This is a genomic window from Leptothoe sp. PORK10 BA2, from assembly GCF_034932105.1.
GTDB lineage: Bacteria > Cyanobacteriota > Cyanobacteriia > Phormidesmidales > Phormidesmidaceae > Leptothoe.
Map to the genome: position 1 here is coordinate 13,632 of NZ_JAYGIG010000028.1, position 17,838 is coordinate 31,469.

9 protein-coding genes are annotated in these 17,838 nt (G+C 59.7%); 8 read left to right on the plus strand and 1 reads right to left on the minus strand.

Annotated features, from left to right (window positions below; translation table 11 throughout):
* Nucleotides 1-3 precede the first annotated feature (3 nt).
* The 3 genes from VB741_RS09320 to VB741_RS09330 all read left to right on the plus strand — a co-directional run bounded on the left by VB741_RS09320 (nt 4) and on the right by VB741_RS09330 (nt 6,007).
* Nucleotides 4-2,250, plus strand: coding sequence for a putative baseplate assembly protein (locus VB741_RS09320; RefSeq protein ID WP_323364893.1), 2,247 nt, complete (start codon nt 4-6; stop codon nt 2,248-2,250).
* Nucleotides 2,250-5,471, plus strand: coding sequence for a phage tail protein (locus VB741_RS09325; RefSeq protein WP_323364894.1), 3,222 nt, complete (start codon nt 2,250-2,252; stop codon nt 5,469-5,471). The genes VB741_RS09320 and VB741_RS09325 overlap by 1 nt, the downstream gene beginning before the upstream one ends.
* Before the next feature lie 140 nt (nt 5,472-5,611).
* A complete protein-coding gene (locus VB741_RS09330; RefSeq protein ID WP_323364895.1) occupies nt 5,612-6,007 on the plus strand; it encodes a hypothetical protein in 396 nt (131 codons plus the stop codon).
* 121 nt (nt 6,008-6,128) lie between these two features.
* Here VB741_RS09330 and VB741_RS09335 read toward each other — a convergent pair whose 3' ends face one another.
* Nucleotides 6,129-6,350, minus strand: a complete 222-nt coding sequence (locus VB741_RS09335; protein WP_323364896.1) for a hypothetical protein — start codon at nt 6,348-6,350, stop codon at nt 6,129-6,131.
* Nucleotides 6,351-6,388: 38 nt separating this feature from the next.
* Between VB741_RS09335 and VB741_RS09340 the strand changes: the two genes are divergently transcribed.
* From VB741_RS09340 to VB741_RS09360, 5 genes are read left to right on the plus strand one after another with little or no spacing between them, the layout of a single operon-like run.
* Nucleotides 6,389-7,363, plus strand: a complete 975-nt coding sequence (locus VB741_RS09340; RefSeq protein WP_323364897.1) for a hypothetical protein — start codon at nt 6,389-6,391, stop codon at nt 7,361-7,363.
* Nucleotides 7,364-7,411: 48 nt separating this feature from the next.
* The gene (locus tag VB741_RS09345; RefSeq protein ID WP_323364898.1) at nt 7,412-9,349 is read left to right on the plus strand and encodes a hypothetical protein; all 1,938 of its coding nucleotides are present in this window, start codon (nt 7,412-7,414) and stop codon (nt 9,347-9,349) included.
* On the plus strand, nt 9,346-14,196 hold the full coding sequence (locus tag VB741_RS09350) for a hypothetical protein (RefSeq protein ID WP_323364899.1): 4,851 nt from the start codon (nt 9,346-9,348) through the stop codon (nt 14,194-14,196). The genes VB741_RS09345 and VB741_RS09350 overlap by 4 nt, the downstream gene beginning before the upstream one ends.
* A gap of 39 nt (nt 14,197-14,235) precedes the next feature.
* A complete protein-coding gene (locus tag VB741_RS09355; RefSeq protein WP_323364900.1) occupies nt 14,236-15,873 on the plus strand; it encodes a hypothetical protein in 1,638 nt (545 codons plus the stop codon).
* Entirely contained in the window at nt 15,870-17,834 is a 1,965-nt protein-coding gene (locus VB741_RS09360; protein WP_323364901.1) for an ATP-binding protein, read from the plus strand. Before VB741_RS09355 ends, VB741_RS09360 begins: the two co-directional genes overlap by 4 nt.
* The last annotated feature ends 4 nt before the right edge of the window (nt 17,835-17,838 follow it).

Here is a 17,838-nt window from a genome sequence, read left to right on the forward strand (position 1 = left end):
ACCATGCCGATTCGCCCGCCTGCTTTAGATGATCGCGATTTTACTGACCTAGTGGAGGAACTGCTGGATCGCGTCAGCGCCCATACCCCTGAGTGGTCACCCCGACTCGGTGATCCGGGCCGGACGATGATTGAGCTGTTTGCCTGGTTGACCGACACCATACTGTATCGAGCTAACCTGATTCCGGAACGTCAGCGGCTGGCCTTTTTGCGACTGTTGGGCTTGGGCCTCAGGCCTGCCATTCCGGCGCGGGGCCTGGTCAGCCTTAGCCGCGAAGATGAAACCATTGGCGTCGTGTCGCTACAGCCCTACGCCACGATCAAAGGCCCGGTGCCCTTTGAAACCCAAAGCGAAATCACCGTTTTACCGGTGACGGCGGCGGCTTTTTACAAGCGTGCGCTCAGCAGCACGGAAGCAGCGGCTTTTTCGAGCGATTTGCAGGCGGCGCTGAGCCAAATTTATGGGGTGGCGGCAACAGCGGCGACGCCCTATGTGACCACGCCCGTCTTTGCGAACGGGACAGAAAATTTTAACCTAGCCACGGCGGCGATTGACCAGTGCCTGTGGCTGGCGCTGCTAGCCCCTCAGCCTGAGCGAGTGGCACAGGTACGAGAGGCCTTGGGCCGTACGGATGAAAACGGACAGTCGCCCTTGCTCAATGTGGGGGCGGTGCCGCTGATAGAAGTGCCCGATCGCTTCTTTGGCGAAGACGCACTCGAAATTGGGCCGCGTGCTCGCCTACCCTTTACTTGGGAAATCAGTACGGGCCGTGAGGTGAATGATCGCCCTGAGTACTTGCCCTTGCGGGAGGTGGCCGACTCCACCGGCGGCCTCATTCGTCCAGGGATTTTCCGCCTCGCCCTGCCTGCACCTGATTTTATCGGGGCGCTCAGTAACGATGTGCAGGCCGATCCGCAGGCGGGCACGGGCGATCGCCCCCCGCGATTAGACGACCCCGAAACCGCCGCTCGCTTAGTCACCTGGATTCGCCTGCGGCCCACAGCCATGATGAGTAATTTCGAGCTGAGCTGGGTGGGGATTAACGCGGTTGAGATTGATCAGCGGCAGACGTTGCGCGATCGCATCATCGGGGTCAGCAACGGCAGCGCCAACCCAGAATTCGCCCTACCGAGTCTGTCTGTCGATCCGCAGAGTCTGCTGATTGAAATTGACGAACCGAACCAAGGCTATCGACCCTGGCGCGCCATTGAGGATCTGTCGCTGGCGGACCGCGATGACAAGGTATATCAGCTCGATGCGGAAGCCGGTACCGTGCGCTTTGGCGATGGGCTGCGCGGTCAGCTGCCGCCGGTGGGGCAACGGGTTCGTGTCGCCCGAATGCGTTCAGGGGGCGGTCGGGCTGGCAATTTGCCCGTGGGCAGCCTGAGTGAAATTTCGGCGCAAGATCTGCGCGGCAATCCGGTGAGCAAGCTTAAGGTGCAGCAGCCTTTACCCACCCAAGGCGGCGAAGATGCGGAAGATTTAGCGACGGCTGAGCAGCGCATTCCGGCTTTTTTGCGACATCGCGATCGCGCCGTCACCAGCAGCGACTATCGCCAACTCGCCGCCGACACCCCCGGCGTCCGAGTTGGCCGGGTCGAAATTTTGCCCCGCTTCCATCCCCACCGGGTGCCGCAAGCTGGCGGCCTCAGCGCCGATGAAATCCCCGGTGTCGTCTCAGTCATGGTCTTGCCCTTCAAAGGGAGCGCCACCCCCCCCAATCCCCGCCCCGATCGCCCCTTTTTAGAAGCCGTTCACGCCTATCTCGACAGTCGTAGGCCGCTGGGCACGGAGCTGTATGTGATTGGCTGCCAGTACCGGCCCTTGGGCTTGAGCGTGGGGGTGGAATTGCGGGATGGATTTAACCGCGACAGTGTGCTGCTCAGCATTCGTACGGCGCTGTTTGAGTTTCTGTGGCCCTTGATTCCGGGCGATCTGTCGGGTCAGGGTTGGCGGTTGGGGCAGACGGTGCGCGATCGCGACCTAGAAACCCTCGTAGCTCGCGTAGAAGGTGTGCGCAGCGTGGATCGGGTGAATCTGTTTAGCCAGCAGCCCGACGGCAGCTGGCGTCGAGTAGAAAATCCAGTCCAACCCAGCCAAGTGGAGATTCGCTTAGCCACCTGGGAGCTGCCCGAGCTACTGGCTGTCATCGTTGCCGAAGGGGCTACCCCAACCACCCTCGCCAGCCTGCCGCCAGCGATAGGCGATGATTTGGGCGTGGGCGTCCCCGTGGTCGTGGAGGTGTGCTGATGGCAGATGCTAATGGCCAAAAGTTCTGGATGCTCTCTGAAGCCGAAGATTGGCCGCTTCAGGGCACGGGCGATGTGCCGGGGGTGGCCTACGATGGCGATCGCCGCCGTTTGCGCCTAGCCAGCCAGCGCCTATTACCCCTCTGGCCCAACCGCTGGAGCCTACAGCTGATTTTGCCAGCGGTTGGAGAGGCGGCACCGACGACCAGTGAACCCTTCACCTTTACTGCCCAGCCGCCCGTGGGGGACGATCTGATCATGATTGGCGTTTTGCCCACCAGCTTGCGCGTCAGCGATACCTCGACTGATTTACAGCTGCGGGTAGTCAATCTGGGCAGCCAAACCCGAGCCACCGTGACGCTGGGATTTCCAGACGGGCGTTACACCACGCGCAGCGCCGTGCTGAGCGCAGAGACCGCTGGTAGCGCAGAGTCCGCTGGTACAGACCAGATCCTAACTTTGCCACTCATTCCCAATCAGCCAGGGGCTTGGTCACTGCGGCTGACGCTGCCCGACGGTCGCCAGAGTGCGCCCTATCACTTCACGGTGCTGCGCGAACTTGCCGCTCCTGCAGAAATGCCTGTAGAAATTTCGGGCTTAGAAAGCCTCACCGCGCCTGATACGCCCGCCTTTCAGCGCCTTGTCTTTACCGGGCGAGGATTCCAGCCCGGTATGAGAGGCCGTCTCACCCTGCCTGGTGACAGCCTGGACATTAGCTCGGGTGAGATTCAATCGGTGAGTGACAATCGCTTTGAGCTGTTTATTAACTTGCAAACGACAGCCACTGAAGCCGCCTTGCGTCTGCTGGATGCGGTGCCCCAAGCACAAGATGCCTTTGGCACCACAGCTCGCTGGGATGCGACGAGTAACCGAGTGGTGGCGAGTGGTGCATTGCCCGCCGACAGCAGCGAGGTGGGCATTTACCTGCCGCCGCCTGCGCATCGGCCTACGGACTTGACCATGGGCTACGACGGCATTTTGTATGGGGTGCTGCACAATCCGGGCGAGAACACCGCTCAGGTGGTGATGGTGGATCGGCGCGATCGCTGGCACCCCTTCTCGGTACCCTTACCCACAGGCTTTGTCCCCTGGCGCTTAGCCGCCCATCCCGCCGGCGGCGTCTGGGCCCTAAACCGACGCGATCAACCCACTCGTCAGCTCGTGCGCATCCAGGGCGAACCGCTGCCGCGTCAGGCGCAGCAGACCTATACCGCCGACACCTTTCGCCCCTGTGAGGAGAATCCAAATCCGCCGCTATCGCACCTGCTATGGTCTGGCAATCTCAATCCTGGAGAACTGGGGGTTGCGATCGCCACCAGCCCCCAAGGAGAACTGGCCTTGCTCAGCTGGGTGAGTGGCGAGTCGGCCCAACTGCGGCTGTGGCAAGGCGAGAACTGGCAACCGCCAATCACCTTAGAAGGCAGCCAACATCCCTTTAGCTTTAAATGGCTTGCCCCCCGTCAAATTGCCCTGCTGCTGCCGGGGCTGACGAGCGAATCGGTGGTTTATCAGCTGCCTGAAATCGCCTTAAGTCCCACACCGCCAGAAAGTCCTGCTGCCACAATTTCCCTGCGTCCTGGCGGCGGCTTCTATCCCCTCCGGCAATACAGCAGCGGCCCTTTCTTCAACGGTGTTACCCAGCCGCCCAGCTATCCCACCGCCAGTGGTCCTAAACCCCTTTACCCGCTCTCCACCCGCGCCTTCGCCCCCAGCGGTACGACCGCACCCCAGTTTTTAGACAGCCACAATGTCCAAACCGTCTGGCACCGGCTGTACCTAGAAGCGGTGATACCGCCCAAAACGGGCATCCGCGTCTTCTTGGCGGCGACTGACGAGCCCATCGCACCAGCTGAAGATGCGGCTGACTGGTTCGAGCATCGCTTTGGCCAACGGTTTGCCCCCGGCCAGCTTACCCCTGGCGATCCGCCCTTTGACCGACAGATTCCTTTGGGCGCTTGGGTATCTCAAGCTTCAGAAGTGCCCTATCACAGTGGGCTGTTGGGCTGTCCGATCCAGCGCAATCAGCAGGGGCTGTTTACGGCGCTGATTCAACGGGTGGGGCGGAAGGTGCGATCGCTCCAAGGTCGCTATCTTTGGGTGCGCCTAGAACTCAAAGGCGACGGCCACAACACGCCCGAAATCGCCGCCCTGCGGGCCTACGCCTCCCGCTTCTCCTACCTCAACCAATATCTGCCCGCGCTTTACCGCGAATCGCTCTTTGGCCCCGATGCCGATGCACCCGGCATCAGTAGCCCCGCCGACTTTTTAGAGCGCTTTCTCGACAACTTTGAAGGCATTCTCACCCCCCTAGAAGACCGCATTGCCCAAGCCGACTTACTCACCGATGCTCGGACAGTCCCCGCAGAGTCGCTAGACTGGCTCGGCAGCTGGGTCGGCATTGCCTTTGACCCTGGCTACCCCGCCGCGCGCCGTCGCCGCTTACTGCAAGCTTCTCCCCAGTTGCACCGGCAGCGCGGCACGCTCAATGGTCTCAAACATGCCTTGGATATTGGCACCGATGGCGCTGTACAAGGCGGCGAAATAATTGTCTTAGAAGATTTTCGGCTGCGGCGCACCTTTGCCACCATCCTCGGGGCAAATTTAGCCGATACGCTCAATCCGCTAACAGCGGGGCTGTCGGTCAGTGGCAATTCCTTTGTGGGAGATACCCTGGTGCTCGGCGATGAAACCCAGCGAGAGTTTTTGGCGCTGTTTCAGGCGGATTTGCCTTTGGAGAATGCGAGCGATCGCGCTGCCATCGCCGCCTTCTTCGACCGACTCGCCTACCGTGTCACCGTGTATGTCCACAACGATGTCACCCCGCAAGATCTGGGCCTCATTCGCCGCATCGCCGAGCTAGAATCACCGGCCCATGTGCTCACACGCGTCGTCACCACCACCCGCCCTTTTTTAGTCACCCTCTCTGCACTGGTAGGCCGAGACACTTACCTCCGACCCGAACAGCCCCGCCCAACGGTGACGCTAGATCGCTCACAGATTGGGGTTTACGACATTTTGCAACAGCCTGCGAGCCTAGATCCTCGACTGACTGGCAACCTTAATGCCGACTTGAACTATCCGTTGGCGCGGGCAGCGGTGGAGCGATCGCCCCAAGTCGGAGAATCTTTTTTCCTCGATGGCAGTAACTCCGAAGCTTCTGGGGGACGGAGTATTAGCCGCTATCGCTGGACGTTGAGAGAGGGGGAGGTACCGGATGGATAAATATGATTGCCGTGCCCCCTTAGCCCCCAAGTTTGGGGGGAACCGGGCTCAGCGCCCCCAAGTTTGGGTGTCGGGGGGCGTCCGAGAACGTCTAAAACACTTATATGAACAAACTGATCGCATAACCCAAGGAGAACACCATGGCTGAATTTAGTCCCAACAAACCCGTCGAAACTACCGAGCCTAAGGTAGAAGTGACCATCGATCCGAATAATCCTTTTCCGGTTGGTCGGCTGCGCTTTCGCTTGGTGGTCACCGACGATGCGGGCAATGAATCTGCGCCCGATGAAGTCGATGTGATTATTCGAGATAGTGAGCGGCCTACCGCTGTGCTCGACGCGCCTAGAGCTGTGAACTTTCGCGAGAGTTTTGCCCTGGCAGGCGATCGCTCAAGCGATGTGGGCGGGCGCATTGTCACCTACCGCTGGGAGCTAATCGAGGCTCCTGAGCGGCCCAATGGCCCCGTTTTTGATGGCCCCGTCATTGTCAGACCCATTCCGCCCATTACGCCCATTAACCCGATCGACAACGGCTAAGTCCTTACTTAGGTTTTCACGATGGTCAAATTTGAACTACGCAAACCTATTGAAACGAGAGCACCCAAGATTGAAGTAGACCCTGATCTTTTACCAGGTGTCTATCGGTTTTCTCTGGTGGTCATTGATGAAGATGGCAACGAGAGTCGCCCAGATGTGTTGACGATTCAAATTCGCCCAGAGCGGGGAAGAGGGCCAAATCTCGATAGGCCAAATCTCGATAGGCCAGATATTCGAGGGCCGAATCTCGATAGGCCAGATATTCGAAGGCCGAGTCGAGGGCCGAATCGAGGACCGAATCGAGGACCGAATGCCTGAAGGTCGAGGTATCCGAGGACCGCATGATTTGTTGAATTCGTAACGTTTGGCATGGAGAGGCTTATGTCTACAACCTTTGATCCACTGGCGGCTGGCCCCGGCTCAGCTGATCGGGCCTTACCCGATCGGTTGTTTTACGCGGCTGGGGTGTTGCTCGATGCGCCCGATCTGGCGGCTGAGCAGCTGTATCATCGGGGGCGGTTGGCGCGATCGCTCGCCTACCTCCAAGGTTCCGGCACCGTCTCGGGCCTCCGCGTCCTGTTCCAATCGGCGTTAGCACCGGGCGATCGCGATCCAAACGATCTTATAGACCCCGAAGATACAAACTCTGGCCGCCTCTATCCCGATGGTCGCGAGGCCCGAATTTTGGTTCAGCCCGGACTAGCCATCGACCGTCTAGGCCGCCTCATTGAAGTACCGGGGGCGTCTTGCCTGCGCCTACAGCCCTGGCTAGACGAACAGCCCACCGCCCAGAAGGAGCAAGCCACTCACCCTCAAGGAGCCGCCGCCGACACGCTCATCAGCCGTACTGGCTCGCCCAATGGCATCACCGTCAGCGCTGCCAATCGCGGCATTGTCGCCGATGTGTTCATCCGCTTCCAAGTTTGCGAAGCGGGCGGACGCACCCCTGCCTTTGCCGCAGGCGCTTTCGACGCCACCAACGCCAACGTCCCCGCCCGTCTGCGAGACAGCTACGAAATCAATCTCATTCTGCGCCCCGAAGCCACGAATGATCTGCCCACGGAGCTACCACTCAGTCCTTGGCAGACGGCAACTTCACTCAGCGAACTGCAAACCGCTTTATTTGAGAGCTGGGAAGAAACCACCGCCGATTGGGATGAACAAAATCGCCCCGAGCCCCGAGCCGAACATGCCACTGGCCAAGACACCACATCGGTTTTCCTGGCTCGCTTGCTAATCATTCCGGGTGATGAAGATAGCGGGCGATCACTCGCCGCCCAAGTGGACAACTACAGCCGCAGCTTCCTCTATCCCAATGGCGCGATCGCCCGCTGGATAGCGATCGCCAACCCATAATCGTTTCTCTCTTCCGCCCCGTCTCTCCGCACACAAAGGAGTCTCCCCATGGCCACCTCCCAACCCTCCCGAGAATTTATCGATGCCAGCGAATTCGCCACCCTCCAGCGCACCGGCACGGTTCTGCTTACCGAGCGCCGCCGCCCGCTGTACTTTGATGGACGGTTCCTGGCAGCAGCGGATCTCACCGCTGAGCAAACGTATTTTTTAGGCCGTCAAGCCACGCTCAATCGACTGAGTGGCTTTGGCGTATTGCAGGGTCTAGAGGTCTCTCGTCCAACGGGAACCGGCGATCAGTTGGAGGCTTTTCAAGTGGCGATCGCCCCCGGCTGTGGTGTCACCCCGAGCGGCGAGTCCGTCATCCTCGAAAACCCGCTGACGATCAGCTTGGCCAATACGGCTCGAATTGAAATGCTCAATGCGGCCTTTGGTGTGGGCGAGGCGATTCGAGATCCGGCGCGATCGCAAACCGGCCTCTTCATCCTGGGCCTGCGCCTCGTGGAATACAGCGACACCCTGATTGCCAGCTATCCCACTAGCAGCACCGGCCCAGGCAATATCACGAGCCAATTTGGCGAAATTGTCGAGGCCACAGCGGTGACCCTGGTGCGCTATAGCAACTTGGAGGGGGAGCGGTTGCGATCGCAAATCGCCCGCGACATTTTTGTCAATGAAACCGTGCCCAACCTGCCTGCCAACCTCCTACCCCTGGCCATGGTCGCCCTCGATCAGGGCGCGGTGCGATGGATTGATAACTTTTTGGTGCGCCGCGACCTAGGCAGCACCGCCCAAGGAACCCTTGGGCTCAACACCGTGCCTCGGGCGCTGCGCTCCGCCCACCTGCTGCAGTACGACCAGCAGCTGCGCGAGATAGAGCCGACCGCAACTGCGGGCTTTTCAGCCGCCAGCTACTTTGATACGCTGCCCGCCGCCGGACGCCTGCCCAAATCCGCCGTCAACCCTGCCGACTTCAGCCAGCGCTACTTTCCTGCTGAGGTTACCGTCGAGCTCACCGTCGCCCCCACCGACGAAATTGCCGCCCTCGTAGAAGACTCCCTGGCCCTGCCACCGATTGACTTGCAAGACAGCCCCGCAGAATTTGAAACCCTTTCTCTGCTGCTGATTATCCCCATGACCCGCCAGCAGCTCTATAGCTTTAGGCAGGATCTGGCGGCGGCCACCGTACCCCCACCAACACCCTCCCCACAGCCGATCTTTCAGCCGATCTTTCAGCCCGGTTTGAGGCGACCGCTCACCCTCGCCGCCCCCGGCCTCATCGCCAAACGCAACCCCCTCGAAAAACTATCCCGGCTCAACCAATCCGTTTTGCCGATTTTGCCCCCCGCCAACCCGGTCGATAGCCTGTGGCGCACAGCGCTCGCCAATGCCGCTGAGCTTTGGTACATTCGTCAGCGCAATATTCCCTATCAGGCCGATATTGTTGGCACCACCATACCCCTCGCCAGCGACGATGCCAGCGTGGAATCTAACCTGATTGATCGCCTAGATCGGCTCAATCTCAGTGAGCGCTTCAGCGACCTGCGCACCAGTACCCTGGGCCGCGCCGATGTGGTTTCACTGCTCTCCTCACCCCAGATCAGCCGCTCTGAACTCCTGCTGCGCAGCACCTTGAATGAGCTAGAAAACGCACCGATTGAAACGCCGTCGGGCGATCCAACCGTCCCGCCAACCGAGCGGCCGATCGACCGCGCCACTGTGCTGCGGGTGGCCGAACAGTTTGGCGATCCGCGCTTGGGCGAAGGGCTGAGCCGCCTCGAAGCGATCGCCCCCGAAATTCGCGAAAACGACGTGGTGGTGAATACATTGGCCACCTCTGGCGATGCCATTGCCCTCGATAAAATCGCCCGCACCCTTTCACCCACCGAACTCACCAGCTTTAGCCGCGAGCTGACCACGCTTGCCGGCAGAGGCAATACCGCCGCTGTCAATTCCCTTGTTCGCAACCGCTTGGAGGCGATCCAATGAGCGTCATTAAAAAAATTATCGACCCGCTGCCGAACGAGCAGGTCGTCGCCATCAGTCCCTCACCCGAAGCTGCACCGACCGCCGACCGCCAGCGCCCCGGCCGCCGCCGCCTCAACCTCTTTACAGGCCGCGCCCTCAGCCATCAAAACCTACAGCTGGAGCAAACTTACCGCGACACCCATCTGGCCCTGCTCGGCCAGCAGCGTTCCCCTGGCGTCGTAGAAGGCCTAGAAGCGACGATCATCCGCCGTCCTGTACCCACCGATGCGGCTACCGATAATCCGCTCAATGACTTGCTCCTCATAGAAGCGGGCGTAGGCCTCAGCCAACAAGGCGAAGAACTGCGCTTAGCGGCTCGTCATACCGTGAGGCTCGGTGATTTGCCCGTTTACGCCCCGCCAGAAGTGCTTTCAGGCACCGATACCACCTTGGGCGATGGCAATAGCCCGCTGGAACCGAGGCGGTTGGGCGATTCACTGCAAACGCTGGTGAACCGAGGGGTGACCTTACCCCCAGCAGGCATTGTTTTGTTTCAGCCCATTACCACCGAGAGTAGCGGTGCTGAAGCCAGTAGCGACCCCTGCCACATCGATGTCGCCGGACTGGCCTTTGCCAACCGTCAGCTGATCGAGGGCTCGCGGCTCATTTTTTACGCTTGGCCGACAGAATGGCTGGCCTTGCCGACCCTAGAAGCCGAGACGGGAACCGCGCAGACCGCAGCCGTCAACCGCTGGCGCAGCCGTTTGGCCTATGCCATTTTCCGGCGCGAGCTCAGGGATCCCATGCCTTGGGCCGAAAGGGGCGTCCCGATTGCACTGCTGGGCTTTGATCTGAACTGGCAGGGTTTGTTTAGCGATCGCCACGCCGTCGCTCGCCAAGGGGGACGCGCCCACCATCGCGCCATCTCCGTACCCGACTCAGGTAATCCCTTTCTCTGGCAGGCCCGCATTGAGCAATTTGCCGAGCAGCTAGGCGAACTGGATCTCAGCCAAATTCCTCCCGAACAGCTGGCCGATTACTTTGCTTGGCTACCCCCCGTGGGCGGCCTGCCCAATTATCTAGTCAAAAATCTAGCCTTGCCTGCTGAGACAGCGAGTAATCCTGCTGTCCGTAGTCAGCTCTTTTTCCCCACGGGCTACCGCGTCGAGGCCGCCCCCATCCCCGAAGAGCAGCTGGATTTGGTTTTCCGGGAAAGTGCATCGTTGCTGCCCTACGACACCGTCAGCAACGATGCTTCTAGCCAAGTCAAACTGCTGGTGCCCGTGCCCCAAAAGCTGTACGACCCCAACTTACTTAAGGTTGAAAGCCTCGATCCAGAATTTACTCTCACGTTGAACCGCTTCATTAATCGACGAGCCGCCGTGTTGCACCGTCGTCAGCTGGTGCGCGATCGCGCCAACCGCCTCCAACTAGCCATCACCGGGGAACCTATCCCATACCCCAACCCCGACCCCGATCAGCTCGAAACCGGCGAAAAGGCCGCCCCCGATGCGCCCTTTACCAGTCCGAGTGCGCATCAAAGTGCGATCGCCCAAGGCCTGCATGAACATGGCTTTACCGTGGCCAGCTCCGCCGCCACCTTTCGATTGCAAGCAGGCGATCGTCTGATCACCTACGTCTATCTCGATCCCGACCATCCCCCCAGCGAGCTGATGCTCACCTTTCAGCTCGGCGCTGACAGCGAGCACCGGGCCTATTGGGGCGCGATTAATCCTTTGATCGATCGTGGACTCGCAGGCACCACCAGCCACCGCCGCCTCGGCGAACGACCGGCCCTAGACGAGTGGGTTCGCCTAGAAATTCCGCTCGATCAGGTGGGCTTAAACCCCGGCAATATCCTCACTGGCATGCTGTTCACTCTGTACAATGGCCGTGCCGCTTGGGGCCATACCGCTCGGCTTGGCAGCGATGGCACTGAGCAGATATGGGTGGGCACCGCCCTGCCCCCTGGCGCGACAGAAATTGCCGCCAATGAGCCTTGGCTCTGGCTCATGGCTGACGAACGACTCACCCCTTTTGAAGAGCGCTACGCCCTCGAAACGCAAGCAGGCGCTACGGTGGTTGCCCCCATCGCCGCCCTTAAGCTCGCCCTTCAGACCAACTCCCCGCTGGATCGCGATGCGGTGCGGCTGCCTCGTTTGGCCACTGACGCTGAAAACACGCAGCTCGATGCGCTGCTGAACAGTCTGCCGGCCGACTCACCTGTCAAATCCGATATCGTCCGCCGCCTGCTGCGCATTCAAGGCATTCTGAGTGCGGCTGAGCGAGATCGCCTGATTTCCCTCGCCGCGAACAGCCCTGCCACCGTCCGCACCGCCTTCACCAACGCCCTGGGCGATCTGTTCCAACAGTCACAAGACAACACCACGCTGGCCATTTTGGATGACAAAGGGCTGGCTGCCTTGATCCAAGAGCTGGAACGCCTGACCAATCAAGCTGATGACCAAATCGAATTTGGCTTTTTGCAGGTGCGCACAGACATGTTCCGCGTTCGGCAGTTTGTGCTGGGCAATGAAGAAGCCAGCCGCCTTTCGGTATCGCCGACTTTGAGTGCGATCGCCCAACGCGACACCGCTGCCGCTGCCCAAAAAGACCTCAGTGCCTTTTTCAACCGGATCAAAACCGACACAGTCCCCACAGCTTCAGTTAGTGCAACGGAGCCTGGCGCGCCCACAGATGCTGGGCTGCTGCTGACTCGCTTTGAAGCGCCCACTAGCTTCATTCGCAATGCTTTTACCCTTGAACGGGCAGAAGCAGAGGTGGTGAATCCCACCGTCGTTAGTTCTAGCCTTTTCAGTTCTAGCGGAGTCAGACTGGCCGCCGAACAGCCGCTTTTAGCCCAGCCCGCCCTGTTCAATCTTGACAGCGCAGCGGTGAGCCGGGTAGGCGCATTCGATCTCTCTAACTTTGTGGTAGAAGCACCCACCACTGGCCTAGCAGGAACTTTTGGGCTCACGCGTGAGCCGCTGCTTGGTGCTCAACTATCCAACACACGACTGCTCGAAGCCCAGTCATCGGCGAGTAAAGATCTCTTTTCCAAACAGAGCGAGGAGAGCATTGTTCAACAATCTCCTTTAATCGGCAAAGTGAACCCAAGCATCACCATTGCCGAGCGATTAAAAGAACCCCCCGCCCCCGAAGCGCGTAACTACACTTTGGCCGGTCGAGTCTCAGTGATCAGCAACCTCGCCAGTTCCAATTTGTTCAAAGATATTCCTGTACCGGGCGGGGTCGATGCCACCTTTGGCCAAATTAAGCAAAGGCCCGGATCGATTGCCGTTGACCCAGGCGATTTGCCCACCACCCCCGATGAAGCAGAATACTTCTCCTCCAGCGTGCGTGTGCTCGACAACACCGTGGCCGCGCTGCGCCTGGCCGAAGGGCGAATTTCGGACTACCGACAGGCGATCACACAGGCCCGCCAAACCCTCCAAGCCGTCCAAAACCTGCGGCAACAGGCTGATAGCCGCCTTGCCGTCATCGGGGGTGAGCTAGCCGAAGCCCGCCACGATGTTTCGGTCGCCCGCAGCCTCATCGCCGAAGAGCAACAGCGTCTCGGCGAAATCAATCAAAAACGGCAGAACATCCTCGCCACCCAAGTCCCTTTCTTGGTCTATCACCGGCCCCGTACCCTCGGCCCCGACACCGATACCCCTGTTCGCAGCCTGCTGCCGAGTGTACAGCTCCCGGCCAGACCCGCCTGCCTCAATCGCCAATGGCCTCTCCCCGACGCCCTGCAAGAGGCCACTGATCTGTTGCGGCGATCGCCCATGGGCTGGTTTACCCACCTGCCACCGTTGCTCAACCGCTTTGATCGCCCCGAAATTCTGTTCGGCGCTATTCAACAGGCGACGCTCACGGCCCAGCAAAGCACGGCCTCCTTCAACCCAGGGTTGCAGCGCTTAGCCAATCAAACGGCCAACCAAACGGGCCTCTTTGCCCAATCGATTAGCCGCACATTCATTGCCCAACAGCAAACCGTGAGCAGCTATCGCCTCGCCACCGCTCAGCTCGATCTCAATCCGCTCTTGGCCGCCAGTTGGCAGGGCTTGCGCGATCGCGCCACCCTCTCCCTCTCCCTAGGCGATCTGATCCACGGCAAATACGCTCGCAGTGGCCTTTCTGCCGCCGCCGCCCAAGAATTTGAAGACCTCACCCGCGCCTTGGGCTGCCTTTACGCGGGCTTCAGCGCCATTCGCCCCATCCTCCGGCTGAACTGGGCCGAACGCATCAGCCAATTCGACAGCCCGATTAACCTGCGCAACTTTAGCGCCCTGCCCCGCTGGGGAGACGTTGACTATCTCGAACGGCGCGAACTTCAGTCCGTCGCTGACTGGCTATATCTGCGGGTTTCAGCTCAGCAGGCAGCGGCGATTGCCCTCCTCAACGACCTCGTACGCATCTGCATTTTGCTCGCCAGCGCCGCCCCGGTAAATCAAATTATCGCTGGTCGCATTGTCGAACCCACTTCTGTTAACAAAGGAGGCCATATCAGCATTGCCATCGATCCCGCTCGGGTTCGGATTGGCATGAATGTGTTGCTCTATGGCGGCGACAATCGCATTGTCGCCCAAGGCCGCGTTGAAGATCTCAGTGGCGATCGCGCCGCTGCCCGGATCACGCAAACGGCCACCGCCACCGTTCAGCTGGCTGCCAATGCCCAAGTTCGTTTTATGAGCATCGACAATTCGGGCGAAGTCGCCCAGGAGCAGACAGCAGTTCAGACAGCGGCGGTAGCCTCGCCCGTCGAGTTAGCCACCAATTTTTCAGCCAGCTTCTCGGCTAATGCGCTCAACCGTTTTTCTAGCAGTTCTTCAGGCAATTTCTCAGGCAACTTGCTCAGATAATTTCTCAGGCAACTTTCTTTAAAGGTGAGGTCAACCCCAATGCCCACAACCTCTACCCATAATCGTACCCATACTCGTCAAGTCCATCAGGTGAGTCTGAGTGCCCCCAGCCAAGATCTCGTTTGGCGGGGGCAGCGCCTGCTCGAAGATGCTTTGCACACGGCTAGTTTGCCTGCTGCTGAGACCAGTCAGCTACTGTTTATTCGCCACTTAAATGTCGGTACGATTCACAGCGATCAAAGCGCCATGAGGCTTTCTGTAAATCTAGAAAAACAGATTCAGCAGCTGATTGCGATCGCTACCCCCGGTACCCATCCCACCGCCGTCCAAGCCCCCGTCGTCAGCTTCCCCGACGACCTCAGCGCCTACAGCCACTTCGCCCATTGCCTTTGCACGGGCCAATCCCTAACCGCTTGGTTTTGGCCCCGACTATTGCCCACTTGGAACTCAGCCCTCTCTAAAGCTGACACGGTTCATTTACTGCTCTCTCACTTGGCCACTCACCCCCTCGCACCCTTCGCCACGGCCACCGTCCTTCAGCATCTCTACCGCCAAGGGGTGCTCTCACCTTTGCTTGCCCTTTTTCAACCGGAAGATGGTCCTAAACTCTTAGCTCAAAATGGCTGGAGCGTACCAATTTTTGCTGATTCGATTCCCTCGGTAGGCTTGGCTTCTGCTCCCTTCTTGGCAGCACTGATTCACCCCTGGCCCATCGAAGATTCGCGTACCCTTTGGCTTGCCGCCATGGGTCTGGTTGCTGAGCATCCTACGTTGGCGCAGACGAACAATCTAATGGCGATCGCCCAGCGCCAGATCTCCCTTCATTTTGCGCCAGCCCCATCCAGCGATCCGATAGCAGATTCTTCTCACCCAAGCGCAACGACCACTGAGCCACAAAACCCGCTGCCTAGCTCACGCCACTCTGAACCTCAATCAAAGGCCGCTGATTTTCCTGACGACTTCCGCGCCTCAGAGCTCACTCAGCCTGAAGCGCTTACCTTAAACTCACGGAACCCGCTGCCTGGTTCAGGCTACTCTGAACCCCAATCAAAGGTCGCTGATTTTCCTGACAATTCTTCCACCTCAGAGTTCACTCAGCCTGAAACGCCCACCGAACAATCACTGCCAGCACTGGTCTCTCCTCCAAGTCAGCTCAGCACTTCGGCTGCCGTTCCCCAACGCTCTCCGCTAGTTCAATCCACAACGCTTTCAGGCACCTACACAGACTATGCCGGTCTCATGTACTTGCTCAATCTGTTGCAATACCTACAGCTACCCGCCTACTTACCCCAATACAACGATCCCGACACCTTTTCCCAGACCTTGCTAGGCTATGTCGCCCACCGGCTCGGCGTTCCCAACCAAGATCCCATCCTCACCTCACTCATTCCTTTCGCATTCATCCCTCATTCTCCCCTACATCCTCTCTGGTATAGCGCCCTCAAAACCTGGAGCCGCCGCCATACCGGCCTAACCCTAAAAGCTCTCATCCAGCGCCCCGGCGAACTTGCCCTTACCCCTACCCACCTCGATCTCACCTTTGACCTTAACCAGGTAGACATTCGCATCCGCAAAGCTGGACTCGATCTCAACCCTGGCTGGTTGCCCTGGTTTGGCCGAGTGGTGGCCTTTCACTATGAACCCTTTCACGAGCGGCGCACAGGAGGCACCCCATGACACCAACTGCCGATCCCCCCCTCAGACTGCGTACCTTTGCGCTGGCTGCGATCGCACAGACGCTCATCGGCTCAGCTCCAGACGCAAGGGAGCCGGAGCTAGATTTTTTGCGATCGCAGCTCACTGCCGCCACCGCCACCGCCCCCACCTGGCAGCAAGGCCTCAAAACCTACCTTGCCCAACCCCTCCGCCGAGACATCCCCTTACTAAAACTCTCCCGCGACTTTCACCTCACCCTGCTAGAAATGCTGAGCGTCGCCCTAGCCGCCGCCGTTGAAGACGATGTCTTAGTCGGTCGCGCCCTAGCCCGTGTCCAAGCCCCCCTAGGCGGCTCTCGCCCCACCCTCAGCCTGATCGCCACCGCCTTCCGCGATCTGAGCCATCCCCGCGCTCCCATCCCCGCCTTACTCAACGGTGTCGCCGTTCAAAGCGGCCTGCTCACTATCCTCAACAGCAACGCTCCCCTGCCCGAACGCACCCTCAGCATCCCCACCCATCTCTGCTTTGCCTTCGACCACCTCGATGCCACTGTTCCCGGCACCACGCTCGGATTCGGCACAATGCAGCCCGTCCCCCTCGCCGACTCTCTGCTTACCGCAGCCAGCCAATACGCCAACAGCTTCAAAGCCGACCCCCATCGCCTGCTGAGCATTCGCACCGGCTCCGCCATCGAAGGCCGCTCCGTCGCAGCGGCCCTTACCAAATCCCTCAATCGCCGTCCCCTGTTCATAGAATCCTCTGAGCATTTGCCAGATGGGCTCGCACCCTGGCTGTATCTCCGTCGATTGGTGCCCGTTTTTTGTCTGGATTTGGCCCCTGGCGATCGCCATTCCTTACCCGCCATTCCCCACTATGCCGGCCCCGTTCTAGCCCTGTGCGGCCCCGACGGCAGCCTCTCCGCCCCGGATCGCGATACCCTCACTTGGGCTTTGCCGATTCCCGCTCGTGCGGAACGTCAAGCCCTTTGGCAGCTAGCGATTGACAATGCAGAACTCGCCGCTGAGTTGGCTCGTAATCACCGGCATAGTAGCGATCGCATCGCCCAAATCGGTCGCATCGCCCACCACTACAGCAGCCTCAACCACCACCCACAGCCCACCGCCGAAGACATTTGCTCAGCGGCCTGGAGCGGTGAAGGCATTGGCCTCGACGCCCTTGCCCAACCCCTCACCCAAATCATCCCCGACGAAGCCCTAGTCATGCAGCAGAGTCTCCAGAAAGATCTGCATACCCTATTGCAGCGCTGCCGTGCCCGCGACAACCTCACCGACGGCCTCGGCGCATCGGCCACCACCCGCTACTACCCCGGCGTAAAAGCGCTTTTTGTCGGCCCCTCAGGTACGGGTAAAACCCTTGCCGCTGGCTGGCTTGCGACCCAATTGGCCATGCCCCTTTACCGCGTAGACCTCGCCGCTGTGGTCAGCAAATACATTGGCGAAACCGAAAAAAATCTAGCCCAGCTCCTTGCCCGCGCCGAACGCGCCGAAGTCGTGCTCCTTTTCGACGAAGCCGACTCTCTCTTTGGCAAACGCACCGATGTACAACAAGCCAACGACCGCTTCGCCAACACCCAAACCAACTATCTCCTCCAGCGCATTGAAAGCTACGACGGTATCACCCTGCTCACCAGCAACAGCCGCCAGCGGTTTGATTCAGCCTTTTCGCGGCGGCTGGATATGGTGATTGAGTTTCCGCAGCCGCGATCGCAAGAACGCCGCACACTTTGGCAGTCTCACCTGGGCGATCGCCACGCCCTCACCCCCGAGCAGCTCAACCAGCTCGCCACCACCTCCGAACTCTGCGGTGGTCACATTCGCAACGCGGTTTTAGCGGCGGCTGTGCTGGCTCAAGCAGGCGATCGCCCTATCCAATTCAACGACATCGTCCAAGGCCTCAGCGCCGAATACCGCAAACTGGGCCGCCAACCCCCCGCCGCACTACAAACTAGCGGAGGAGCGTAAGCAC

Excerpts from the sequence above, each read along its gene's own strand:
- VB741_RS09360 (WP_323364901.1), top strand. The coding sequence starts at position 15,870 with ATGACACCAACTGCCGATCCCCCCCTCAGACTGCGTACCTTTGCGCTG.
- VB741_RS09320 (WP_323364893.1), top strand. The coding sequence starts at position 4 with ATGCCGATTCGCCCGCCTGCTTTAGATGATCGCGATTTTACTGACCTA.
- VB741_RS09335 (WP_323364896.1), bottom strand. The coding sequence starts at position 6,350 with ATGCGGTCCTCGGATACCTCGACCTTCAGGCATTCGGTCCTCGATTCG.
- VB741_RS09330 (WP_323364895.1), top strand. The coding sequence starts at position 5,612 with ATGGCTGAATTTAGTCCCAACAAACCCGTCGAAACTACCGAGCCTAAG.
- VB741_RS09350 (WP_323364899.1), top strand. The coding sequence starts at position 9,346 with ATGAGCGTCATTAAAAAAATTATCGACCCGCTGCCGAACGAGCAGGTC.
- VB741_RS09325 (WP_323364894.1), top strand. The coding sequence starts at position 2,250 with ATGGCAGATGCTAATGGCCAAAAGTTCTGGATGCTCTCTGAAGCCGAA.
- VB741_RS09340 (WP_323364897.1), top strand. The coding sequence starts at position 6,389 with ATGTCTACAACCTTTGATCCACTGGCGGCTGGCCCCGGCTCAGCTGAT.
- VB741_RS09345 (WP_323364898.1), top strand. The coding sequence starts at position 7,412 with ATGGCCACCTCCCAACCCTCCCGAGAATTTATCGATGCCAGCGAATTC.
- VB741_RS09355 (WP_323364900.1), top strand. The coding sequence starts at position 14,236 with ATGCCCACAACCTCTACCCATAATCGTACCCATACTCGTCAAGTCCAT.